24 protein-coding genes are annotated in these 23,411 nt (G+C 68.0%); 8 read left to right on the top strand and 16 right to left on the bottom strand.

What is annotated here, in order from left to right; translation table 11 throughout:
- Window positions 1-5: 5 nt before the first annotated feature.
- Window positions 6-1,406: a xylulokinase gene (locus A5651_RS14740; protein ID WP_066981926.1), complete on the bottom strand. Its 1,401-nt coding sequence runs from the start codon at window positions 1,404-1,406 to the stop codon at window positions 6-8.
- Window positions 1,407-1,468: 62 nt separating this feature from the next.
- On the opposite strand from A5651_RS14740, the gene A5651_RS14735 reads away from it, so the two are divergent.
- The 4 genes from A5651_RS14735 to A5651_RS14720 are packed head-to-tail and all read left to right on the top strand — an operon-like array spanning window position 1,469 to window position 4,066.
- Window positions 1,469-2,020 carry a dihydrofolate reductase family protein gene (locus tag A5651_RS14735; RefSeq protein WP_066981923.1) on the top strand — a complete coding sequence of 184 codons (552 nt, stop codon included), beginning with the start codon at window positions 1,469-1,471 and terminating at the stop codon, window positions 2,018-2,020.
- Between the two features lie 54 nt (window positions 2,021-2,074).
- Window positions 2,075-2,575 carry a DUF6328 family protein gene (locus A5651_RS14730; RefSeq protein ID WP_066981919.1) on the top strand — a complete coding sequence of 167 codons (501 nt, stop codon included), beginning with the start codon at window positions 2,075-2,077 and terminating at the stop codon, window positions 2,573-2,575.
- Between the two features lie 36 nt (window positions 2,576-2,611).
- A complete protein-coding gene (locus A5651_RS14725; RefSeq protein ID WP_066981916.1) occupies window positions 2,612-3,532 on the top strand; it encodes a DoxX family protein in 921 nt (306 codons plus the stop codon).
- A gap of 42 nt (window positions 3,533-3,574) precedes the next feature.
- The gene (locus tag A5651_RS14720) at window positions 3,575-4,066 is read left to right on the top strand and encodes an RDD family protein (protein WP_066981913.1); all 492 of its coding nucleotides are present in this window, start codon (window positions 3,575-3,577) and stop codon (window positions 4,064-4,066) included.
- A gap of 3 nt (window positions 4,067-4,069) precedes the next feature.
- Here the strand turns inward: A5651_RS14720 and A5651_RS14715 are convergent, their stop codons facing one another.
- Together A5651_RS14715 and A5651_RS14710 are read right to left on the bottom strand one after the other, a co-directional pair.
- On the bottom strand, window positions 4,070-5,539 hold the full coding sequence (locus A5651_RS14715) for a GntP family permease (RefSeq protein WP_066981910.1): 1,470 nt from the start codon (window positions 5,537-5,539) through the stop codon (window positions 4,070-4,072).
- Complete coding sequence (locus tag A5651_RS14710; RefSeq protein WP_066981907.1) at window positions 5,536-6,048, bottom strand: gluconokinase; 513 nt, start codon at window positions 6,046-6,048, stop codon at window positions 5,536-5,538. Before A5651_RS14710 ends, A5651_RS14715 begins: the two co-directional genes overlap by 4 nt.
- Window positions 6,049-6,172: 124 nt before the next feature.
- On the opposite strand from A5651_RS14710, the gene A5651_RS14705 reads away from it, so the two are divergent.
- On the top strand, window positions 6,173-6,886 hold the full coding sequence (locus tag A5651_RS14705; protein WP_066981904.1) for a FadR/GntR family transcriptional regulator: 714 nt from the start codon (window positions 6,173-6,175) through the stop codon (window positions 6,884-6,886).
- An 8-nt stretch (window positions 6,887-6,894) separates the two neighbouring features.
- On the top strand, window positions 6,895-7,776 hold the full coding sequence (locus A5651_RS14700) for a hypothetical protein (protein ID WP_066981900.1): 882 nt from the start codon (window positions 6,895-6,897) through the stop codon (window positions 7,774-7,776).
- On the opposite strand, the gene A5651_RS14695 is transcribed toward A5651_RS14700, so the two are convergent.
- Window positions 7,773-9,752, bottom strand: coding sequence for a phosphotransferase (locus A5651_RS14695; RefSeq protein WP_156662926.1), 1,980 nt, complete (start codon window positions 9,750-9,752; stop codon window positions 7,773-7,775). The genes A5651_RS14700 and A5651_RS14695 overlap by 4 nt on opposite strands.
- A gap of 59 nt (window positions 9,753-9,811) precedes the next feature.
- Window positions 9,812-11,320, bottom strand: coding sequence for a carboxylesterase/lipase family protein (locus tag A5651_RS14690; protein WP_066981897.1), 1,509 nt, complete (start codon window positions 11,318-11,320; stop codon window positions 9,812-9,814).
- A gap of 76 nt (window positions 11,321-11,396) precedes the next feature.
- On the opposite strand from A5651_RS14690, the gene A5651_RS14685 reads away from it, so the two are divergent.
- Window positions 11,397-12,086, top strand: a complete 690-nt coding sequence (locus A5651_RS14685) for a hypothetical protein (protein ID WP_066981980.1) — start codon at window positions 11,397-11,399, stop codon at window positions 12,084-12,086.
- Between the two features lie 3 nt (window positions 12,087-12,089).
- Here the strand turns inward: A5651_RS14685 and A5651_RS14680 are convergent, their stop codons facing one another.
- The 7 genes from A5651_RS14680 to A5651_RS14650 all read right to left on the bottom strand — a co-directional run bounded on the left by A5651_RS14680 (window position 12,090) and on the right by A5651_RS14650 (window position 18,271).
- Window positions 12,090-13,202, bottom strand: a complete 1,113-nt coding sequence (locus A5651_RS14680) for an LLM class flavin-dependent oxidoreductase (protein ID WP_066981893.1) — start codon at window positions 13,200-13,202, stop codon at window positions 12,090-12,092.
- An 8-nt stretch (window positions 13,203-13,210) separates the two neighbouring features.
- The gene (locus tag A5651_RS14675) at window positions 13,211-14,242 is read right to left on the bottom strand and encodes an ABC transporter substrate-binding protein (RefSeq protein WP_066981889.1); all 1,032 of its coding nucleotides are present in this window, start codon (window positions 14,240-14,242) and stop codon (window positions 13,211-13,213) included.
- A 28-nt stretch (window positions 14,243-14,270) separates the two neighbouring features.
- Window positions 14,271-15,008, bottom strand: coding sequence for an ABC transporter ATP-binding protein (locus tag A5651_RS14670; protein WP_066981886.1), 738 nt, complete (start codon window positions 15,006-15,008; stop codon window positions 14,271-14,273).
- Entirely contained in the window at window positions 15,005-15,763 is a 759-nt protein-coding gene (locus A5651_RS14665; RefSeq protein WP_369803954.1) for an ABC transporter permease, read from the bottom strand. The genes A5651_RS14670 and A5651_RS14665 overlap by 4 nt, the downstream gene beginning before the upstream one ends.
- 180 nt (window positions 15,764-15,943) lie before the next feature.
- Window positions 15,944-16,642, bottom strand: coding sequence for a hypothetical protein (locus A5651_RS14660; RefSeq protein WP_066981879.1), 699 nt, complete (start codon window positions 16,640-16,642; stop codon window positions 15,944-15,946).
- Between the two features lie 72 nt (window positions 16,643-16,714).
- Window positions 16,715-17,902 (bottom strand): alpha/beta fold hydrolase, encoded by a 1,188-nt coding sequence (locus tag A5651_RS14655; protein WP_066981876.1) that lies wholly within the window; start codon window positions 17,900-17,902, stop codon window positions 16,715-16,717.
- Window positions 17,903-17,917: 15 nt separating this feature from the next.
- Complete coding sequence (locus A5651_RS14650; RefSeq protein WP_156662924.1) at window positions 17,918-18,271, bottom strand: hypothetical protein; 354 nt, start codon at window positions 18,269-18,271, stop codon at window positions 17,918-17,920.
- A gap of 124 nt (window positions 18,272-18,395) precedes the next feature.
- Between A5651_RS14650 and rbpA the strand changes: the two genes are divergently transcribed.
- Window positions 18,396-18,734: an RNA polymerase-binding protein RbpA gene (gene rbpA, locus A5651_RS14645; RefSeq protein WP_066981874.1), complete on the top strand. Its 339-nt coding sequence runs from the start codon at window positions 18,396-18,398 to the stop codon at window positions 18,732-18,734.
- Window positions 18,735-18,741: 7 nt separating this feature from the next.
- On the opposite strand, the gene A5651_RS14640 is transcribed toward rbpA, so the two are convergent.
- The 4 genes from A5651_RS14640 to A5651_RS14625 are packed head-to-tail and all read right to left on the bottom strand — an operon-like array spanning window position 18,742 to window position 23,369.
- A complete protein-coding gene (locus tag A5651_RS14640; protein WP_066981871.1) occupies window positions 18,742-19,509 on the bottom strand; it encodes a polyprenol monophosphomannose synthase in 768 nt (255 codons plus the stop codon).
- Complete coding sequence (gene lnt / locus A5651_RS14635) at window positions 19,506-21,296, bottom strand: apolipoprotein N-acyltransferase (RefSeq protein WP_082943778.1); 1,791 nt, start codon at window positions 21,294-21,296, stop codon at window positions 19,506-19,508. The genes A5651_RS14640 and lnt overlap by 4 nt, the downstream gene beginning before the upstream one ends.
- The gene (locus A5651_RS14630; RefSeq protein WP_066981867.1) at window positions 21,289-22,881 is read right to left on the bottom strand and encodes an amidohydrolase; all 1,593 of its coding nucleotides are present in this window, start codon (window positions 22,879-22,881) and stop codon (window positions 21,289-21,291) included. Before A5651_RS14630 ends, lnt begins: the two co-directional genes overlap by 8 nt.
- Window positions 22,878-23,369, bottom strand: coding sequence for an FxsA family protein (locus A5651_RS14625; RefSeq protein ID WP_066981864.1), 492 nt, complete (start codon window positions 23,367-23,369; stop codon window positions 22,878-22,880). The genes A5651_RS14630 and A5651_RS14625 overlap by 4 nt, the downstream gene beginning before the upstream one ends.
- Between the last annotated feature and the right edge of the window lie 42 nt (window positions 23,370-23,411).

Here is a 23,411-nt window from a genome sequence, read left to right as displayed (position 1 = left end):
GGGCTTCAGCGCTGTCCCAGAGTCAGAGGCTGGGCCCGCCGATACTGTTCGACAACCTCGGGCGTGGCAGCCGCGGTATGCATCGTCGTGATGCCGAAGGACCACTGCGGCGGTGAATCGTGTTGTGACAGAACCCAAGCCGCCTGCCGCGCCGCACCAAGCGCCACATACTGTCCCGGTGTCGGAACCACGACCGGGCGACCGAATATCGCCGGTGCGAGGATACGGACCGCCTCCGAGCGCGCGCCGCCGCCGATCAGGATGATCCGCTCGACGCCGACATCTTGGGCCGCGATCTTGTCCAGGCAGTACGACAGCGAGCAGAGCAGCCCCTCGACACCGGCGCGCGCGATGTTGGCCGGGGTGAGATTGCGCGCGGTCATGCCGTGTAAGGCGCCGGCGGCGTTCGGTAGGTTCGGCGACCGCTCCCCCTCGAGGTACGGCACGAGGGTCAGGCCGCCGGCACCCGGTGGCGCCGACAACGCGAGCCGATCCAGTTCGTCGTAGTCCACGCCGAGCATGGTCGCCAGCGCCGCCAGCACCGGCGCACCGTTGAGCGTGCAGACCAGTGGCAGCTGACGCCCCGTCGCGTCGGCGAAGCCGGCCACGATGCCCTCGGCGTCGTGGGGTGCGGTGTGCCCGACGGCGCTCACCACTGCGGACGTTCCGAGCGAGACGATGCAGTCTCCGGGTTGCGCTCCGAGCCCTAGCGCCGCCGCGGCGTTATCCCCCGCACCCGGGCCGAGTGCCACGCCCGACGGCGTTCTCCCGGCGGTGTCACGCGGGCCGAGCACGGCCGGCAAGACCGGACGACGGCCGTGCATTGCCAGCTCGAGCAGGTCGTGGTGATACCTGTTTGACTGCGCAGAGAAATACCCAGTGCCACTGGCGTCGCTGCGGTCGGTGCGCAGCTCGCTGATATCGGTCGAACCGCTCAGCCGCCACGTCAGCCAGTCATGGGGCAAGCAGACCGCAGCGGTCGCGGCGGCCAGGTCGGGTTCGTAGTCGGCAAGCCAGCGCAGCTTGCTGACGGTGATAGCCGCGACGGGAACTACGCCGATGCTCTGCGCCCACTGCGCTGCCCCGCCAAGCTCGCCGACGAGTTCGGCCGCTGCGGCGCCGGAGCGAGTGTCGTTCCATAGCAGAGCTTTCCTGACGACGGCACCCGCTTCGTCGAGACACACCATGCCGTGCTGCTGGGCGCCCACCGCGACAGCCGCGACATCGTCGAGCCCGCCTGCGGCTTCGGCGGCGGCGCGCAAAGCGTCCCACCACAGCTGCGGATCCACCTCGGTGCCGTCCGGATGGGGCGCGGTGCCGGACCGCTCGATCACACCGGAGTCCGCGTCACAGACGAGCACCTTGCACGACTGCGTTGAGGAGTCGATACCGGCGACGAGCGTCACTCTTGCGAAGCTACTCCCAATCGCGGCGATGACTTCGGCGGCGCCACGGAGTCAGTACCGACATGCGAAAGCTCGTCATCACCGAGAACATCACGCTCGACGGGTCGATCGAGATGCTCGACGACTGGTTTGACCCGCAGTGCCAAAGCGACGACCTGCTCGAGGAGTCGCACCGGCAGGACGCCGAGGCTGACGCGTTGCTCCTGGGCCGGCAGACCTTCGAAGACTTCCGGGGTTACTGGCCGCACCAGCGTGACGACCGCACGGGCATCACGGACTACCTCAATGGTGTGACCAAATACGTGGTCTCGTCGACGATGACCGACCCTGGCTGGCAGAACTCGGCGGTGGTGCGCGGCGACCTGGTCAGCAGCGTGCGGCAGCTGAAAGCTGCGTCGGGAAAAGACATCGTCGTCACGGGCAGTATCACCCTCGCGCATTGGCTGATCGCAGCTGGGATGGTCGACGAGTATCGGCTGTTCGTATATCCCGCTGTGCAAGGTCGCGGCCGTCGCCTGTTTCCCGACGGTGTGTCGACGTCGTCGTTGTCCTTGGTCGAACCGCCCAGAGGGTTCCGCTCGGGCATCGCGCTGCTGCGCTACGCCGCGCGCTGAAACCGTTGATCGGGCCAGAACCCGGGGTCGCCCTGACACAATGCCGTCGTGGACATGGAGCATCCAGGCGCGCAGAAGCGGTGGGATTCAGACCGCGACGAAACGGAAGCTCAACGGCTGGACCGCAATTGGTCCAGCCTTTTGCAGGAGTTGAGGGTCACCCAGACCGGTGTCCAACTCCTCACCGGCTTTCTGTTGACCCTGCCGTTCCAACAACGATTCACCCAGCTGGACGGAACCATGCGGGTCGTCTACCTCGCGACGGTCGCCTGTTCGATCGGCGCCACCGTATTGCTGGTAGCACCCGTCGGCATGCACCGGGTCCTGTTCCGTCGGCACCGTTTGGATGCAATTGTCTCTGTCTCGCATTCATTCGCCATCTCCGGCCTGGCCCTGCTCGGAGCGGCCCTCGTCGGGGTCGCCGTTGTCATTTTCGACACCGTGATCGGACGGACCGGTGCGCTGATCGCCGGCGGCGCCACGCTGGTCGCTCTCGCTTCGTTCTGGTTCCTGCTCCCACTGCCGCTGCGTCGCAAATCCGACAACTCGTATTAACGTTTGTCACGCCGCGGCCCTGGGAACCCCCGCTCCATGTTGATACGACGGATCGCGCGTCCCCTGCTGTCAGTGGCTTTCATCGGACAGGGCGTGGATGCCCTTCGCAATCCCAAGCCGGCCGCGGATGCGGCGCGGCCCGCTCTCGACGGCATGCGCCAGTTACCCGACCCGATCGGCACCAACGTCCCGTCTGACGCCGAGACGTTCGCGCGGATCAATGCCGCGGTCCAAATCGGTGGTGGTCTGCTGCTGGCGACCGGCAAAGCGCCGCGATTGGCTTCTGCGGCTTTGGCCTTCACCGTCATCCCCGGCAGCCTCGGCGGCCACATGTTCTGGAACGAGACGGACCCGCAACGCAAGAGCGACGAGCGCCGGGCCTTCATGACCGACCTCAGCCTGCTCGGCGGGCTGATCATCGCCGCGGTCGACACCGAAGGCAAGCCGTCGCTCGGATGGCGCGGCAGGCGCGCGGCCCGCAAGGTGTCTGACGCCGTGACCGCCGCGCTTCCGGTCGGGGCAGCGTCCGGTGGAGTGCTGGCCGACAGCGCCTTCGCCGAAAAGCTGGGTCACGGTCTGCACGTGGCGCGTGAACGCGGTGCCGAGCTGGCCGATGTTGCGCGCGATCGTGCGCCGGAGATAGCCGAGGCCGCCCGCGAACGGGCCGTCGCGCTCGCTGAGGTTGCCCGCGAGCGCACGCCTGAACTGGCCGAGGCCGCCCGCGAACGCGCGGCCGAACTGGCTGAGGTCGCTCGTGACCGCGGGCCCGAGCTCGCCGAGGCCGCCCGTGGACGCGCCGCAGGGTTCGCCGACGTGGCGCGTGAACGCGCACCCCAGCTCGCCGACGCGGCACGGGAACGCGCCGAGGCAGCCCGCTACCGGGCAAGCGATCTGGCCGATACGGCGCGTACGCAGACCAAAAAGCAGACCAAGAGACAACGGCGCCGCTTCAGTTGAGTCCCGTCGCCGACGGTTGCGAAGACGGTAGATTGACCGTCCATGACGACCGATCCCGCGCAAGGACCGTACGGCAGTGACCCGCGGGGCTACCCGCCGCCATTCCCGGCGAACCTCGAGCCGGCCGGGCTGGTGGTGCGGTTCTTGGCACGGCTGATCGACGCCATCCTCGTCGGCATCGTGAGCATTCTACTGTTCCTGGTAACCGACACGCTGTCGAACTACTGGGTGACCGGTGTATTCACCGGGCTGTTGACGTTCATCTACTTCCTGGCCTTCGAAACGGCGCAGGGGTGGACGCCGGGCAAGAAGCTGCTCGGTTTGCGCGTGCATGGGCCGCGCGGTGTCCCGAAACCGACGGCTCAGCAGTCCGCGATCCGCAACGTGTGGACGCTGCTTCCCATCATCCCGATCGTCGGCGGCTTTCTCGGGGTCGTCGCAATCATCGTGATCGCCGTGACGATCAGCGGCAGCCCCACCAAGCAGGGCAAGCACGACGAGATCGCCGGCGGAACCCAGGTCGTCAAGGCCTGAGGCTCAGATCACCAGCCCGAGCAGAAGCACCAGCACGAGGCCAGTCACCGACAGCACCGTCTCCATGATCGACCAGGACTTGATGGTCTGGCCGACGGTCATTCCGAAGTACTCCTTGACGAGCCAGAAGCCGGCGTCGTTGACATGGGAGAAGAACAGCGAACCGGCGCCGACCGCGAGCACCACCAGTGACACCTGCCCGGTGCTCATGCCCTCGACGAGGCCGAGCATCAACGAGGACGCGGTGATGGTGGCAACGGTGGCCGAACCCGTTGCGAGACGGATCAATACGGCCAGGACCCAGGCCAGCAGAATGGCCGAGATGTGTGCGGCGGTGGCCCACTCGGCGAGCTTGGTGCCGATCCCGGTGTCGACGAGTACCTGCTTGAACCCACCACCCGCGGCGACGATCATGATGATGCCTGCGACCGGCGGCAACGCCGATTCCAGGCATTTGGTGATCTGGTCGCGCGTCATGGCCGCGCCCCGGCCGAGGGTGAAGATCCCGACCACGACGGCGATGAGCAGAGCCATCAACGGACGACCGAGGATGTCGAAAGTCTGTCGCAACACGCTGTTTTCGTCGTCGATGAAGATGTCGGCGAGCGCCTTGCCCATCATGAGCGCGACGGGAAGCAACACCGAAAACAGCGTGATACCGAACGACGGCCGGCGCAGCTGGGTGCGGGTCGCAGTTTGCGTCGCCCCGGCCGTGCCGTCGGCTTCCACTTCGCCTGCCGCCGCCCCCATTCCTGCGTCGCGGGTGTAGTCGTCGGCGTCGAATCTGTCGGGAACGTCCACCACCACCCACCGTCCGGCGAGCCGGCCGAACATCGGCCCGGCCACGATCACGGTCGGAATCGCCACAGCCACACCGAGAGCCAGCGTGATCCCGAGGTCGGCATGGAGCAGATCGATCGCGGTCAGCGGTCCGGGGTGCGGCGGCACCAGGCCGTGCATCGCGGAAAGCCCTGCCAACGCCGGGATTCCGACGGCGATCAGCGACAGCTGTGAGCGCTTGGCCACCAGATAGATGACCGGCATCAACAGCACAAGTCCGATCTCGAAGAACATCGGCAGCCCGATGATGGCGCCCACCAACGCCATCGCCCACGGCAAGGCTCTCGGCGAGGCGTGGCCGACGATGGTGTCGACGATCTCGTCGGCACCGCCCGAATCAGCCAGTAGCTTGGCGAACATCGCACCGAGCGCGATAAGTACACCCACTCCCGCCGCGGTGGTGCCGAACCCGTCGGCGAACGATTCGAGAACGTCGCCGATGTTGACCCCTGCGACGAAGCCGACGGTCAGCGCACCGAAGATCAGCGCCAGGAACGGATGCAGCTTGGCGATGGTGATCAGCACGACGATCAGTGCGATGCCTGCGAGCGCGGCGAGCACCAATTGCCAACCGGCGGCGACCGGTTCGGCGAGCTCGGTGTCGGCCGCGAGAACGGTGAGTGCCGGGGTCATTTCTTCTCCTCTTCGGATGCGCCCATGAGGTCGAGATAGTTTTCGACGATCGCGTCGATGTTCTGGTCGACGTCGACGGTGACACCGCGTTCGTCGGCCTCCAGCGGTTCGAGTGTGTCGAACTGTGACGCCAACAGCGACGCGGGCATGAAGTGCCCCGGCCGGCTGGCCTGACGCCTGCCGATCACCTCGGGCGAACCGGCGAGGTACAGGAAGACGAGATCGGGACAGCGTCGGCGCAACTGGTCGCGATACTTGCGCTTCAACGCCGAGCAGCTCATCACGCAACCGCTTTCGCAGCGCGCTGCGATCCATTCCCCGATCGCCTCGAGCCATGGGTATCGGTCGTCGTCGTTCAACGGGTGACCGGCCGTCATCTTCTGGATGTTGGCGAGGGGATGAAAATCATCGGCGTCGGCGAAGGGCACCCTTGTGCGCTGAGCCAACGCCGCTCCCACTGTCGATTTTCCGGAGCCGGAGACGCCCATCACGACGATCGGGGACCCCATCCGCTCCACCTACCCTCCTGTGCCCGACGTCACACAGCATGCACTAATAGTCATACTATTGCAATGCTGTAACAGAAAAATCTGTTGTTAATCGGCACTAGCGAACATATGACACGATGTATCTGTGGCTTCGCCATCAAACGTCGGCGCCCTGCACCGCAACCTGCTCACGTCGCTGGGCACCGGAATCGCCTCCGGGAAATACCCGCCGGGCCAAGTTCTCACCCTCGACGGGGTGAGCGCCGAACACGGTGTCTCACGCAGTGTCGCGCGCGAAGCGATCCGCGTGCTCGAGTCCATGGGCATGGCCGCGTCCCGTCGCAGAGTGGGCATCACGATTCAACCATCGGACAGATGGAACGTCTTCGATCCGGTCGTGATCCGCTGGCGGCTCGAATCAGACGACCGCGCAGCGGTTTTGGTGACGCTGTCCGAACTGCGGCGGGGGTTCGAGCCCACCGCGGCATCTCTCGCCGCCCGTCGCGCCGATCCGCATCAGTGCCGTGTCATGGCAGCTGCGGTGTCGGACATGGTGATGCACGGACGCGCCGGCGACCTCGACTCTTATCTGGTGGCGGACAAGGTGTTTCATCGCACGCTGCTGGAGGCCAGCGGCAACGAGATGTTCCGTGCCCTCAACGATGTCGTGGCCGAGATACTCAGCGGCCGCACGCACCACCAGATGATGCCTGCAACGCCGAATCCAAGGGCGATCGAGTTGCACGACGAGGTCGCCCGAGCCATCCGGCTGCGCGACGAAGACGCCGCCGAGCGCGCCATGCGCGCGATCATCGACGAGGCGGCGGCGGCGGTGGCCGCGGAGTCCACGGGTGATTAACTGTCGCCATGGGCAGAGATGCTGGGCTGGCACGACGTTTCTATGACCGTTTTGAGCCAGTGCACGCCGTGACCTACTTTTCGCCGGAGAGCCGGGCGGCGTTCGACGGCCTCGGCTACCGCGGTTTCTGGATGGGTTACTTCGCGGGCCGGTCCGCGCCTCTGGGCACGGTGCCCGCCGAGGTCGTGACCGCGGTCTTCTACAACTTCGCCCCCGCCCGGGTGGCCAAGGCGCTGCCCGCGGCATGGAAATTCGCTTCTCCCGCTGCGGCTTTGCGCGCCCGCGAGGACGGCGCGGTGGCCACCCTACGGCGGTACGGGTTGACCGACGGGGATGTCGAGGCTGCCGCCGAACTCGCCGCCAAAGCCGCGCGCAACGCCCCGCTCGACGGCAGACCACTGTTTGCCGCCAACGCCGCACTGCCGTGGCCGACCGAACCGCTGGCGATGCTCTGGCACGCGACGACCCTGCTGCGAGAGCAGCGCGGCGACGCCCATGTGGCGGTGCTGGCATCGTCGGGGTTGTCGGGCCGCGAGTCCAACGTGCTGCACGCCGCGGCGGGTCGCGTTCCACCCGAGATGATCATGCGCAGTCGCGATTACGACGACGGCCAGTGGCGTCAGCACCAGGCCGAGTTGGCCGAGCGCGGCCTGATGGACGGAAGCGGCGCCCTGACCGACGCGGGTCGCGATCTCAAGCGGCACATCGAGGACACCACCGATGCGCTGGCGCTCGGTGCGCTCGACGCGCTGGAGGACGCCGAGGTGGAGGAGCTGTTTCGGGCGCTGACGCCGATCACCCGCACGGTCGTCGCAGGCGGTGACGTGCCGGCGGCGACACCGATGGGGCTAGGCCGAGAGAACCTCGACGACGACAGCGCGCACCTCTAGCCCGACAGGTTGCGGTTCCACTCCATCCATCCGACGCCGGATCTGCCGTCAGTTGTCGTAACGGTTGCCCAGGCGCGCGGGAAGTGGCTCACCCGACCGTCGGGCGCGGTGAGCAGCACCGGCGCGTGGCCCTTGATCTGCACGGTGGCGGTGACGTCGCCGGGCGTCAGCTCCAGCTCGGTCGTCACGGGTAAGTCGTTGTCGGCAAAGCCCTCTCGAGCAGTCACGGCCTGCACCTCGGTCAGCGAACCCGACCGCTGGAGGTAACCGACACCGAAGTGCGGCGATCCTGGGATCCTGATGTCGACGGCGTGCAAGTGGGTTCCGTCGTGCAAATGCAGCGCCGTCCACACCCAGTCCATGCCCCACCAGTCGCGCACCCCCCAGGAGTGGTCGCGCTGCCCCGGCACCTCGCGGACGTCGGTCACGGTGCCGTCGACCACGACACTGCCCGACACCGTGCACGGAATCTCGTAGCGGGATGTGACGCGGTAAAGGTAGGGCGTGCCCGCTGTCGTCCACTGCAGGTCCATCGACAGCTCGACCGGCCGTCCTGATTCCCCGCGCAGAAGTGCCGACGGGTCGTCGTAGGCCTGCCCCTGGCCGCGCAGCCTGACGTGGTAGGTCTGCAGCGGATCGGCGGCGGCGTGGTTGAGCTCGACGGCATCGGACCGCACCACCGCGGGGTCCTCCGGTAGCGCGACCTCGAAGTCGTTCACGGCGATGGTCGGCATATCGGGCCCGCAGAGCAGAGCGTTGACCCAGGCCCTTTGTTGATTGGGGATCAGGCCGAGCCGGAACCAGCCGCCGATGCCCTGTCCTTCGTCGGCGAAGTCGGCATACCAGCTCTCGCTCCACAGCGGTTCGGCACCCGGCGGGTGGGCGCCCTCGTCGTCGGCCGTGGGCTGCAACGGTTCGGGGGCAGTGGGTTCGGGCAGTGTCGCCAGCGCGTCGGTGTCGAGCACGTGCTGGCAGTGTCTGCGCAGCATCGTCATGAACATCTCGTCGCCCCGGGCGGTGCGCTCGACGAGCATGGGCGACACAATCGCCATCGTCACGCCGAAGAACCCCGCACGCCGCACGCCTTCGCGGACGTCCTCCAGGTTGAGGATGGCGTCCGGCCCCAACGCGTCGTGGTAGGCAGCCAGCAGCGCGTCGTAGTGGTCGCGGCGGACATCGTCGGGCAGTGCGCAGCCGAGGAAGTACGCGACGTCGGTCATCGCCGCTCCCCAGGTGACGGTCTGCCAGTCGACGACGGTGAGCGGCCGGTCGGATCCCGGCTGGCCGAACAGCATGTTGTCCAACCGGTAGTCGCCGTGTACGAGGCCCTGCACGCGACCGGCAGCCGCCTCCTGCGCAAGGTAGGCGTCGAAGCTGCTGACCAACCGTTCGCACACCTCGCGGTGGGGCGGGGCGATGTCGTCGCGGTACCGGTCGACGAACCCGGCGTACAGCTGCGCGATGAGCGCCTGATTGACCGGCGATTCCCGGTTGAGCCAGTCCACGTCGGCCATCGACGTCCGGCCCAGCAGCGGCGCGTGCAGCCGGCCCAGCTCTGCCATCGCCAGCATCGCCTGTTCGACTGTGGCGCCGCGGATTTCGTCGCCGACGACCGCCGGTGCGGCGTCGCAGAGCAGCAGGTGAAAGACGCCGGTCTGACCGTCGAATCCCGAGCTGTAACACGGGGCGACGGGTCCGCCGATGCCCGGCGCGATGTCGGTGTAGAACCGCACCTCGCGTTCGTAGAGGCCCAGCGCGAGGCCGGTCTGCCTGCTCGCTGCGTCGGTGGCCGCGACCTTGAGCACCACCGACGCGGGCCCGTCGGCGCCGTCGGCGTAGCTCAGTGCCACGCGATAGCACTCACTCATCTGGCCGGTGCCGATCCGTTCGGCGCTGAAACGCTCCACGGCGCCAGCGCCAAGGGCGGCGGTCAGCCACTCGGCGGTCAGGTCGGCGGGCCGCTCGATGGTAGTCACCCACGGAGTATGTCCGATGACGTCCACGCGCTGACGCGGGCTCCCTTGCGCCACACCGATCAACGTCTCGCCAGCGTGAATCCCTCCCAGGCCTCGCGTCGATCGCCGTGCGGATCGTTGACCACCCGGGAACGGCGGTCGAACACCATCACCGCGCGCTCAGGCCGGGTGTAGGTCGGCCAGTCGTCGCCGGGCACGCCGCGGCGACTGAATTCTCGCCACCGCGTCTGCACGTCGTCGCTGACCCGCCGCGCCGAGCGGCCGTCGGCGGCCGCTGTGAGCAGCGAGCCGAACCGTGTGCGGTAGATGTCGAAGACGGCGAACAGCTCGGTCGCGTGGGTCGCGCCGAAACCCCACCAGTGCAGCGTGCGCGGTGCGTAGTCGAAGCGGTAGCGGTAGGTCGGCGCATGGCAGCTGTGCGCTTCGGCGATCTGCCAGGCGGCCGTACCGAACGCGAAATCGCCGCCGAGCCGGATGCAGGCCCCCTCGTCCGGATAACCAGGGTAGGCCGAGGTAATGCGTTGGCGGTGTTCAGGTTCCAGACCACCGAGCAAGCCTTCGATCATCGCCTCGTTGGTCGGCAGCAGCTTGAGCCATCGGGTGAACAACCGGCCCTCGTGGGCGTTGGTGCCGACAATGAGGGGAACCTGGTGCGCGTCACCGCTGCGCATCGCCTCGGCCGGGTCCAGCGGAAGGTAGTCGGTGCCGCTGGTGGGTCCCACCGGAAACGCGCCGAGCATATCGGTCTGGGAGTTTCTGATGAGCTTGTCGACTGCGTTGACCAGGTCGGCGGGCCGCGCCGTCATCAGCACCTCGGCGGCGTTGCGCCGGTCCGCCCGCAGCAGCGCGGCGAACTGCTCGGCATAACGCGCCCGTACATCGGGACTTCCCACCAGGCCACTAGCCGGGCTTTCCGAAATCGCGCGCGCAAAAAGGCCTTTCGCCGCGGGAACCGCAAGGAGAGTGGCCACGGCGTGCGCGCCGGCGCTCTCGCCGAAGATCGTCACGTTGTCGGGGTCGCCGCCGAACACCGCGATGTTGTCGCGTACCCACCGCAGCGCCATCACGAGATCGCGCAGAAACAGGTTGTCATCGATAGTCACGTCGCCCGACGACAGCGACGACAGGTCCAGACAGCCCAGCGGCCCGAGCCGGTAGTTGACCGAGACGTACACGCATCCCTTGCGGGCAAGCGCCGCACCGTCGTAGATCGGTGTCGCCGAACTGCCGAGGATGTAGCCGCCGCCGTGGATGAACACCATGACCGGCATCGGTTCATCACGCCGCCGCTTTGGGGTGGTGACGTTGAGCGTCAGGCAGTCTTCCCCCATCGACTGGTACTTGCCGACGCCCAGCAGCGTGTACATGCGCTGTTGTGGCGCACAGTTGCCGAACCCGTGGCAGTAGCGCACGCCCGGCCACGGCTGCACCGGTCGCGGCGCCTTGAACCGCAGCGGGCCGACGGGCGCCTGGGCGTAGGGAATCGACCGCCACCGGTGTACGCCGTCGCGGGTAAATCCCTCGACGGTGCCGGAGCTGATCGTTGCGCGGACGATGTGTTCGTGCATGACCCTGACCGTATCGAACCGACTCGCGCGCCGCGCCTTGCCCGTATTCGGTTGGCGGCCCGCTAGCCTGGCCGATATGCGGATTGCTGTGCTGATCACGGCGTCTGTGCTGGTCGGCGGTTGTTCTCAAGGCGTCGGCGGAGATACCGAGCGAGCCGAGCCCTCGCTGTCGGCCCCGGCCAGAACCACGACGTCACCCCCGAGTCCGACCGCGCCCAGTACGGCGGCTCGCGCCGCGCCGCCGCAGGCCGGCGCCGACGTTGCCGACGTGATCATGTTCATCGAATCGGGGCGGCCGGCCGATGTTGCTGCGTTCCACTCCGCGACCCGGCAGGGCACGACGACACCGCTCGGTGACGACGTCGCGTTCACCACACCGTCGGGCAAGACGGAGTGCATGACCGACTCGACCAGCGCCGACGGCGCACTGGCGTGTCTGGTGGACCTGGTGGTTCCACCGCTGCAGCCGCCGGACGTCTACGGCCATTGGAAGGGCGGGTGGGTCGACTTCGCCGGCGCCAGCATCGAAATCGGTTCGGTGCACGGCGATCCCGGCCGGTTCAGCAGCGGCACCGGACCTCAGCTGGCGTATGGTGACACGCTGGCCTTCGGCGATTACCGCTGCCGCTCGGATCCCTCGGGGCTGTACTGCGTCAACTATGCCCACCGGTCGGCGGCCCGGTTCAGCGACGCCGGCATCGTCCCGTTCGGATGCCTGCAGCGGGTGAATCCGCCTGCGGACGTTGGGGAGAAGTACGGCTGCTGAGCCTCAGGCGACGCCCTTCTGCCGGAGCAGCGGCAGCACGCCCTCGGCGAACCAGTACGCCTCCTCGAGATGCGGGTAGCCCGACAGGATGAACTCGTCGAAGCCCACCGAGTGGTATTCGTAGATCAGGTTGGCCACCTCTTCGTGGCTGCCGACCAGCGCGGTGCCCGCTCCCCCGCGGACCAGCCCGACGCCGGCCCACAGGTTGGGGTAGATCTCCAGCTGATCGATCCGGCCCCCGTGCAGCGCGGTCATCCGGCGCTGCCCCTCGGATTGCGACTTGGCATGCAGCTGCGTCTGTTTGGCGATCTGTTCGGGCGACAGCTCGGCGATCAACTCATCGGCGACGGCCCACGCCGCGGCCGACGTGTCACGGCTGATCGTGTGCAGCCGGATCCCGAAGCGCACCTTGCGGCCGCGTTCCTCGGCCAGTGCGCGCACCCGCTCGATCTTGGCCGCGGCCGCCTGCGGCGGCTCGCCCCAGGTGAGGTAGACGTCGACGTGCTCGGCGGCAATGGGCAGCGCAGCGGCCGAGGACCCGCCGAAGTAGATCTGCGGCAACGGATCTGGCGGCGCGGACACGCGGGCGTCCTTGACGGTGTAGAACTTGCCTTCGAAATCCACCGACTCCTGCCGCCACACCGAGTTGACGATGTGCAGGAACTCGCCGGTGCGGGCGTAGCGCTCGTCGTGGTCCAGCCAGTCGCCGAACCGGCGCTGCTCGACGTCGTCGCCGCCGCTGACGATGTTCAGCAGCACCCTGCCCTCCGAGAATCGCTGCAGGGTCGCGGTCTGCTGGGCGGCCAGCGTCGGCGGCACCAGGCCGGGGCGAAATGCGACGAGGAACTTGAGTCGTTCGGTTTCGGCGAGCAGAGCCGACGCGGTGAGCCACGCGTCTTCACACCAGGTACCCGTCGGGGTCAGCACACCCTCGAAGCCGAGCCGGTCGGCGGCGCGGGCCACCTCGGCCAGGTACCGCCGCGTGGGCGGCCGGTAGTTCGCGGGCACGGTGTGATGCGCCGACGCGTGCGACGCGCCGACGATCGAGCGGCTGTCACCGTTGGTGGGCAGGAACCAGAAGAACTTCCCGGTGGGTGAATGTATTTCGGACGACATGAAAATCCTTAACGGTTGAGGTACAAGGGGTTTAGCGTGTCCGCGTAGCGACGGTCGACCCAACTGGCGAATTCCGGCGCGGCGGCGATCTGCTTGGTCGCGGCGAACAGGTCGGCCAGCTCCTGCTCGGTACCGACTAGCTGATCGGACAGTGCGGTGGGCAATCTCAGGCTGCGGTCCTGCGCCGCGGCGGCCACTTTCGGGTCGAGGCCGACTTCGGCGGCGTAGCGCTGCGCCCACTGGTCGGGGTGGTCTTTGGCCCACCGCACCGCCTTGGCATAGCGCACCAGCAAGTCGCCGATGGCGGTGCTGCGCTTCGGGTCGGCCAGCGCATCGTCCGAGGCCACGCCGAAGCCGGCGCCGTTGGTGATACTCGTCGCCTGGGCGATGCTGCGCACCGGGATGTCGGCTTCGGCTTGCGCGGTGTAGGGGTCCCAGATGGCCCACGCGTCGACCTGGTGCTGTTTGAACGCGCCGAGCGCGTCGGCGGGCTGCAGGAACACCAGCGTGAGGTCGGACGGCGGCACGTCGACGCGCTTCAGCTGTGCCAATAGGTTGCCGTGCGCCGAGGTACCTTTGGCGACCGCGACCCGCTTGCCGCGCAGATCGGCCACGGCGCGGATCGGCGAGTCGTTGTGCACGAGGATGCGGTCGCCGCGGCCACTTCCGTCATAGGCGGAGACGACTTTGACCTTCGCGTTGGAGGCGGCGCCGAAGATCGGCGGCGTGTTGCCGGTGATCGCGAAGTCGATCTTGCCCGCTGTCGCGGCTTCGATCTGCGGAGGTCCCGATGTGAACGTCGAGAACGCGATCTTGTAGGGCAGATCGTCAAGCGCTCCGGCCGACCGCAGCAGCGCCTCGGTGCCGCCCTTTTGGTCACCGACTTGCAGTGTCAGGCCTGCCAATTCGGCCAGCGGGATGGTCGCGGGCGCTTCCTTGGCTCCGGAGCTGTCCTGGCGTGACACGCAGCCGGCCAGCAGCCCGACGAGGATCGCCAGCACGGCTATGCGGAATACCGGCGTTCGCCGGAATGCGGACATGAAAGTACCTTTCCTTGAGCGGTATTCGTCAGATGCGCACGCCGAGCGTGTCCAGCAGCTCGGCGCGGTAGCGCTCGGTGTCGGCGTTGGCCTGACCGGCGGTCGGTCGTGGTTCATCGATGGTCAGCGTGAACACGATGCGGCCTTCGTCGAGGACGAGCACCCGGTCGGCGAGTGCGATGGCCTCGTCGACGTCGTGGGTCACCAGCAGCACACCGAATCCGTGCTGACGCCACAGGTCGAGCAGGAGCCCGCGCATCGTCAGCCGCGTCAGGGCGTCCAGGGCGCCGAACGGCTCGTCCAGCAGCAGCAGCTCCGGCTCGGCGACCAGTGCCCGTGCCAGCGAAACGCGTTGTGCCTGACCGCCTGAGAGGGTCGATGGCCAGACCGTGGCGCGGTCAGTGAGGCCGACGTCGGCCAACGCCCGATCGGCACGTGCGCGTGCCTCCTCCCGGCCGAGCTTGGCGCGATTGAGGCCGTATACCACGTTGGTGCGCACATCGCGCCATGGAAACAGCCGCGGTTCCTGAAACGCCAGCGCCGGCGAGCCGGCCACCGTGCGTTCGCCGGTGTGATCGCCGGACAGGCCGGCGAACACGCGCAAAATCGTCGACTTACCGGAGCCGCTGCGCCCGATCAGCGCGACCATTTCGCCGCGGTTGACCCGAAGCGACACATTGGTAAGCACGTGGTGATCGCCGTAGAACTTGTTGACGTCACGTATCTCGCCTGCGAGCGCGAGCGGTCGGTCGGTGAGAAGGGTCATGTGCGATACCTCAACGCTCGTCGTTCCAGCGCGCGGACGATGGCGTCGGTGCCAATTCCGAGCAGTGCGTATACGGTCAGACCGAAGATGATGATGTCGATGCGCAGGAAGTCGCGCGCGTTGTTGATCATGAACCCGATGCCCTTGTCGGCATTGATCTGTTCGGCGACGATCAACGTCAACCATGCGATCGCCAGCGACTGGCGCAGGCCGACGAGCACCTGGGGTGCGGCGCTCGGAACGATGATGATCGCGAACCGCTGCCAGAACGAGAAGCCAAGCACCTGAGCGGTTTCGAAGAGTTTGGGGTCGACCTGGCGAATGGCCGAGAACGTGTTCAGGTAGAGCGGGAAGCTGACGCCGAGCGCGACGAGTAGAACCTTGGGGAGCTCGCCGATGCCGAACCACAGGATGAACAGCGGGATCAGGCCGAGGTGCGGCAGCGCACGAACCATCTGCATCGGCGGGTCAACGGTCGCTTCCACCCACCGCGAGAGCCCGACCGCGGTGCCGAGTCCCACCCCGATGAGGCCGCCGAGCACCAGACCCTCGAGCACCCGGATGCCCGAGACCCGCAGTGCGTCGCCGAGTTGCCCGTTCTGCAATACCTCGACGCCGGCCTCCAGGATCAGTGACGGCGCAGGCAGCACGTCCTGCGGGATGAGCCCGAGCGCACTACCCACCTGCCACAAGGCCAGCAGAACCACCGGAGAAGCCCACCGGATGACGGTCCACCTGCGGTCGCTCCGGCGCACAGGCGGCGCGGCGGCGAGAAGCTGGGTCGGTCTTGTCACGGTGGTTCGACGTTACGCAGTGACCGAGTACTTGCGCAGGGTTGTATTCGCGCTGAAATAAACCATCGGCCCTGCCGGGTATGCGCGAAAGACGCAGTCCGGCAGGGCCGTTGGGGGAAGGCTATGTAGTTGTGGCGGCAATCACAGCCGGAAGTCGCCGTCGACGATCACGGGCGTCACCTCGTGGCCGTTGATGGTCGACCGCGCCGACTTGTTCGCCAGCAGGGTGATCTGCTGGGCCTGCTGAAGCTGACGCTTGTTGCGCACGCTGTTGCGGAACTGCTGCTCGTTCAGCTGCTGCAGCTCGGCCTGCTCGAAGTCGCGGCCGCTGACGCCGCCGTTGAACTGCACGCCGGTCGCACTGCCGTCGGGCCGTACCACCCACGACGCGCGCACGCCCTGAAACTGGGCGGTGTACATGCCCGCGGGCGGGGGAACGGCCGGGACACTGAACTTGAACGCAACGCCGTTCATGGTCAGGTCGCCGACCACGTCCTTGCCGTTGAAGTCGGCAGCCAAAGTGTCCTTGAAGCGAGACGTGAGGGAGATCTTGCCGTCCTTCTGATCGCCGAAGAACCAGGCCTCGTCGTCGACGCCGTTGCATGCGTACGCGGCGACCTTGGCGCCGTCGACGGCGATGCCGATGACCATCGACTTGCCGTCGGCCGACTTGGTGTCGGCGATGTACTTCGCCGACTGCGGGAATGGTTCGGCGGTGGTGGGAGCGGCCGACGTCTGCGCCGGCGACTGCGGCGCTTCTTTCGTGCCGCTCGAACATGCGGTCACCGTCGCCAGAAGCGCGACGACGCCCACAAGCAGGATTCGGATGTGTTTCTTCATGGGAACCAGGATGAATGGCGCGCAACCGCCGCACATGAAGAATGTGTGGAGATTGCCTGGAGAATCGCAGGCTCAGTCCGCGAGAAAGCTTTCCACCTCGTCGAGGAACACCTGCCACGCGGGTTCGGCCGCGGTCAACAGGTGGTTGTTGCTGTTGAGCGCCACCAGCCGGGAATCGGGTATCAGGGCGGCCAGTTCTTCGGCGGCGCGCAGCGGCTGCCGGTGGTCGTCGCGTGAATGCAGGATGAGCGTCGGGCAGGACACTGCGGCGGCCTCCTCGGATACATCGATGCGGCCGAACTCCTCGAGAAAGCGCACTGCGTTGTCCGGCGACGTGGTGCGTCGCTGCAGCTGGTCGAACGCGGCCCAGTCGGCGCGGGTGCCGTCGGGTTGGAACTGCGCGGCGAACACCTGCCGGAACGCCGGGTCGTCGCGCCCCCACCCCACCCGGGCCAGATCGAGATCCAATGCCGCGGCCCGCTTTTCGTCCTCGTTGACGGCCCGTGCGCCTCGCCCGCGGGCGTAGGAGCTGCACAGCACCAGCTTGCTGACGCGCTCCGGATGCCTCGCAGCGTAGGCGACGGCGACGGCGCCGCCCTGCGACACGCCCAACAACGGAAAGTGTTGCAGTTCAAGCGCTTCGACGACCGACTCCAGATCGCTCACCCAGTCGCTGAAGCTAAAGGCCGTTGCACCCCAATCGGATAGCCCGCAGCCGCGTTCGTCGTACCGGATGAAGGTGTGGCGCCGGGACAGGTCGCGGACCCAGTGCCGCCACACCGGGCTCTCGACGTCGTAGCCGAGGTGGGTCATCCAGTTGGCGGCACGCACCAGCGGGGGGCCCTCCCCCGTCACCGCGTAGGCCAGCCGCACGCCGTCGGAGGCGCGGCAGAACGCGATGTGCTGTCGCGGCGCCGGCTCGTCCGGCAGTGGTTCGACGGGCTGCGCCGTCGGACCCGCATCCACGGCGGCGACGAACTGGTATCCACGGCTGCGCACTGTCCTGATGAAGCGCTGCGATTCGCCGTCGTCGCCCAGCGCGCGCCTGGCCGCCTTGATCCGGCTGGTCAGCGCCGCCTCGCCGACGAAGCGTCCGCCCCACACGGCGTCGAACAATTCCTCCTTGGTGACGCAGCGCTCGTGGTTGGCGACCAGCTGCGCGAGCACGTCGAACACCTGCGGCTCGACGCGGATCACCCGGTCACCGTCACGCAATTCGTAGCGCTGGGTGTCGAGCACGAATCGATCGAAGCGCCACATCCGGGGGCGTTCCCCCTATCGCCAGCCGTCGGCCGCCTTGGCCGCGCGAATCAGAGCGTCGCACAGCTCACGCAATTCCGTGGGCTTCGCGCCTTCGTCGATCGCGATGGAAACGTCTTCTGCCGCGCACCTGACCTGATAAACCCGGTCGGACAGCTCGGCGGCCTCCTCCGCGGTGAGCACCACCGCATCGGGCGCCAGCGCGGTCCCCTTGACCTGGGCCCGTTGTTCATAGGCACGCTGGCGACACGACTGTCGGCAGTACTGCCTGCGCCTGCCCATGCCCGCATCGGCCACTTCCCGGCCGCACCACCGGCACGATTGCGGGCGGCGGCGGGTTCTGGTCCGAATCTCTTCGGCTGTCTCCACGGATCCCGACTCTAGACCGGCTGTGCTGCATATCCCGGTATCATCGACGGCTGAGTCGGGAACTCGCAGAGTGTGTGCTGCGTTGTTTATCGGAGACAATTGACTTTTCGAGGAGTGTTGACGAATGGCTGATCGGGTGTTGAGAGGCAGTCGCCTCGGAGCCGTGAGCTACGAGACCGACCGCAACCACGACCTGGCGCCGCGTCAGGTTGCCCGCTACCGCACCGACAACGGCGAGGAGTTCGACGTCCCCTTCGCCGACGACGCCGAAATTCCCGGCACCTGGCTGTGCCGCAACGGCATGGAAGGCACCCTGATCGAGGGTGACGTGCCGGAGCCCAAGAAGGTCAAGCCGCCGCGGACCCACTGGGACATGCTGTTGGAGCGCCGGTCCATCGAGGAGCTCGAGGAGCTGCTCAAGGAGCGCCTCGACATCATCAAGACCCGCCGCCGCGGCAGCTGACCAGCGGCTAGCGCACCACGCCGCGGGCGCGATCCAGGCGCCCGCGGATACCCCACTCCGCGACCTTGAACATCGCCTCGCGGATGTTGGATCCGCTCATCTTCGACTGGCCGAGTTCGCGCTCGGTGAAGGTGATCGGCACTTCCACGACGATGAACCCGTTGTTGATCGCGCGCCACGTCAGGTCGATCTGGAAGCAGTAGCCCTTCGACTCCACGGCGGCGAGGTCGATTTTCTCCAGCACCTCGCGCCGGTAGGCGCGGTAGCCGGCGGTGATGTCGTGCACGTCGACGCCGAGCAGGACCCTGGCGTAGGTGTTGGCGGTCTTGGACAGTACGAAGCGCCGCCGCGGCCAGTTGCGGATGGCCCCGCCCGGCACGTAGCGCGAGCCGATCACCAGATCGGCGCCGGTGTCGATGGCGCCCAGCAGGCGGTGCAGCTCTTCGGGCGCGTGGCTGCCGTCGGCGTCCATCTCGACGAGAACGGAGTATTCGCGGCTGAGCCCCCACGCGAACCCGGCCAGATATGCCGCGCCGAGCCCGTCCTTGCTCTTGCGGTGCATGACGTGCACCCGGTCGGGGTCGGCCAGCGCCAGTTCGTCGGCGAGCTCGCCGGTGCCGTCCGGGCTGCCGTCGTCGACGACGAGGATGTGGACGTCGGGCTGGGCGCTGTGCACCCGGCCCACGATCAACGGCAGGTTTTCCCGCTCGTTGTAGGTCGGAATGATGACCAGAGTGCGCTGACTCGGGCGTTTCGCTGGCCCTGGGCCGCTCATGTGGTTCCTCTTTCGATGCCCCCGGTCTCGGGTGGCGTGTCTTTACCGCTGGCGCTGGTCACCCGGCGGCGACCACGCACGAACTTCCCATTGTGCAGTATCGCTGTGACGAGGGCACCGATGCCGACGGCCACCAGCAGCCCCTGCACCCACGGGCCCCACCGGGTTGCGGGGGTGAGCTGCGTCTTCAGCCGGATCGCCTGGTCGAGGTAATTAGGCTCGAACCAGCCGGTGCGGGCCAGCACGCGGCCGTCGGGCGCGATGACTGCGCTGATTCCGGTCGTTCCCGCCACAAGGACGTAGCGGTTGTGTTCGACGGCACGCAGCCTGCCGAAGGCGAGCTGCTGGACGCTCATCGACTCGTCGAACGTGGCATTGTTGGACGGCACGGTCAACGCCTGCGCTCCGGCCAGCACCGACTCGCGCGGTGCACGGTCGAAGATGACTTCCCAGCATGTCGACACCCCGACCGGCACCCCCGCCGCGGTCACGACGCCGGAGCCACTGCCCGCGACGAAATAGCCGGCCCGGTCGGCGTATGGCGAGAAGTGCTTGAAGAAGCTGCGCCACGGCAGGTACTCGCCGAACGGCTGGACGATCTGCTTGTCGTGCCGGTCAGCCGGGCCGGTCCCGGGATTCCACACGATGACTGAGTTGGTCGATACCGGGTTGTCCGGCGTATAGCCGGGACCCTTGACGACACCGCCGACCAGGATCGGCGCCTTGATCGCTTCCACCGCGACTGCGATCTGGTCGGCGGCGTCCTGGTTGGCCAGCGGGTCGATGTCCGACGAGTTCTCCGGCCAGATGACGAACAACGGCTGCGGCGCACGGCCAGCCCTCACCTCGCCGGCCAGCCGGACCGTTTCGCGCACGTGGTTGTCGAGCACCGCCCGGCGCTGGGCGTTGAAGTCCAGGCCGAGCTGCGGGACGTTGCCCTGCACGACGGCCACGTTGACCGACGGTTCGTCGGCGGCCCCCGCACCGGACTGCCGAACCCCGGGCGCGACCGCGGCGGTGGCGATCAGCACCGCGCAGACGCAGGCCCCCGGCAGGACGACCGCCGGCGGCGGTGAGGTGGGTGTCTGGCCGGCCTCGCCGCGCTGCCACCAGGCGAAGATCTCGAAGGCCAGGGCGGCGAGCGAAAATCCAAGCACGGTCACCGCGAACGACACCAACGGCGCGCCGCCGATCTTGGCCAGCGGCAGCAGCGGTCCGTCGGTTTGGCCGAAACCAACCACGCCCCAAGGGAATCCGCCGAACGGTATGGTCGACTTCGCCCATTCGGTCAGCGCCCACACCCCCGCGAACCAGACCGGCCACCCGCCCAGTCGGCGGGTGGCGACGGCACCGAGACCGAACAGCGCGGGGAACACGGCCTGCACGAGCGACAGCGCCAGCCACGGCAACTGCCCGACCATGACACCGGTCCACGGCAACAGCGGAATGTAGAACGCCGCACCGAACAGGAAGCCGTAACCAAAACCGCCGACCGGCTTTGTGGACTTTCTGGTCAGTACCCAGGCCAGCACGGCGAACGCCAGGACCGCCGTGTACCACCAGCCGAACGGCGGGAAGCTCACGCACAGCAGCAGCCCGCCGGCGATCGCGGCGGACACGCGCGGCAGCCGCACCACCAAAGCGTCGCCGAATCGCTTGACCCACGCGGGCACCTCACGCCGAGCCGACGGCCTGGCACTTCCCTCGTCGCGTTCGGCGCTGACAGCGGGGAACGACTCGGTGTCGTCCTCGGCGCGGCCCCACTCGCGCCGCGTCCGCTCAGCCATGGAGGACGGCACCCCGGTGAACCGTCTGGCGGCAGCGCGGCAGCGGGTCGTCGGGGTCGAGCCGCGGCAGTGCGGGAACCCGCGACCGCGGATCGGTCGACCAGCGCTGCACCGCGTTGTCGAGGGCGCTGACCTCGAGCCGGTCGGTTTCCCAAACGGCATAGGAGGCGGGTGCGCCTGGAACGAGCGTCCCGGTGACGCCGTCGCGCACGCCGCCGGCCCGCCATGCTCCACGGGTGGTCGCCGAGAACGCCGCGCGCATCGATATCGCGCTGCCGGGTGTGTGGTGCCGGGCCGCCGCCCGCACCGTCGCCCACGGATTCATGCCGGTGACCGGCGTATCGGAGCCGAACGCGAGTGGCACGCCTTGGGATGCTAACAGCGCCAGCGGGTTGAGCCGCATGGCTCGATCGCTACCAAGACGCCGGGCATACATGCCGTGCTCGCCGCCCCACAGCGCGTCGAAGTTCGGCTGCATGCTGGCGATGACGCCCCAGGCACCCAGGCGCGCGGCCTGTTCAGAGGTCACCATTTCGAGGTGCTCCAACCGGTGGCCACAGCGCGCGACGGCCTGCACGCCGAGACCTTCGACCACCCGCTGCAGGGCTTCGACGACCGCGGTGACCGCGGCATCGCCGATGACGTGGAATCCGGCTGGGATGCCGGCCTCGGTGCAGGCGCGCACGTGCGCGGTGATCGCGTCCGGATCGAGGTAGGTGTTGCCCCAGCTGTCCGGCGCGTCGGCGTAGGGCTCGTGCAGCCAGGCCGTACGCGATCCGAGCGCGCCGTCGACGAACAGGTCTCCCGCGAGGCCGCGCGCGCCGGTCGACCGCATCAGTGCTTCGGCCTGTTCGCGCGCGGTGACCGCTTCACCCCAGTAGCCGATGATCTCGACGCCGTGACGGGTGTCGCGCAGCTCCAGCCAGTCGTCAAGGCCGCCGATCTCGGGGCCGGCGCATTCGTGGACGGCGACGATTCCGTTGGCGGCGGCCAGGTCGAGTGCGGCGGTGCGGGCACGGGTCCGTTGCCCTGCGGTCAGCCCGTCGCGGGCGGCGGCGCGAACCAGGTGGTGGGCGTCAGCGGTGAGCGGCCGCTGCGGGTCATACCCCGTCGCGGAGTTCAGGCCGGGCGCCAGCCGGCGAAGAGCCGTCGAGGCCGCGGCGGAATGGACATCGACGCGCGCGAGGTAGGCCGGCCGGTCGCCGAGCACTCGGTCCAGGTCATCAGTGCTCGGCGGGCCGGGCTCGGGCCAGCCGGCGTCGTCCCAGCCGTGTCCCCAGACCGGGCCGTCGGGGTGTGTCCGGGCGTATTCGGTGAGGAGTTGGAGGCAGTGCTGGGTCGATGTGGCTCCGCGCAAGTCGAGGCCCGTCAGCGTGAGGCCGGTCGCGGTGAGGTGGACGTGGCTGTCGACGAACGCGGGTGCGACGAATCCGCCGTCCAGGTCGATGACCTCGGCGTCGGGAAATTGGACGAGGCCGACGTCATCGTCGCCCAGCCAGACGACCGTGTCATCCCGGATGGCCATCGCGGTGGCGTCCGGCATCGCCGGACTGTGGATCCGACCGCCGCGAAGCAGCGTCGTCAACTTGGGTCAGGGTTGGGCGGCAAGGCTTTGGGCTGCTCGCCCTCGGGCGGGCGGTAACCGGCATCGACGACGTCGATGACTTCCCCGTCGATGTAATCGCCGCGGCCGGGGCGGCCGCCGCCGCTGGCGGCGACCGTGATCAGCGGCATCCGCCGGGCGGCGACGGCCGCCAGCAGCGGACGGGCGACGGCGCGGGTCGGCGGCATCAGCAGCAACAGCCCCGCGACGGTCGTCACCAGGCCCGGCACGAACACCAGCACGGCGCCCAGCGCCACCATGGCGCTGTCGCTGACCGCCCCCTGCGGCGACGCCAGACCGGAGCGCAGCCGCGCAATGTGGCGTTTGACCTGGGAACCGGCGAGCGCGACGCCGAGGACGGAGCTGCCGAGCAGCGCCAGTACCGTCCAGCCGAACCCGATCGTCGAGACCAGGGCCACGACGACCGCCAGCTCGAGGAACAGGTAGAGGAGAAACAGCCGCATCGCCATGTTGTGCCAACGGACCGCGGCGCCGTGGGGTTCCGGCGGTGT

The sequence above is a fragment of the Mycobacterium sp. 1274761.0 genome, from assembly GCF_001668615.1.
Classification (GTDB): domain Bacteria; phylum Actinomycetota; class Actinomycetes; order Mycobacteriales; family Mycobacteriaceae; genus Mycobacterium.
This window is presented reverse-complemented; position numbering and strand designations above follow the sequence as displayed.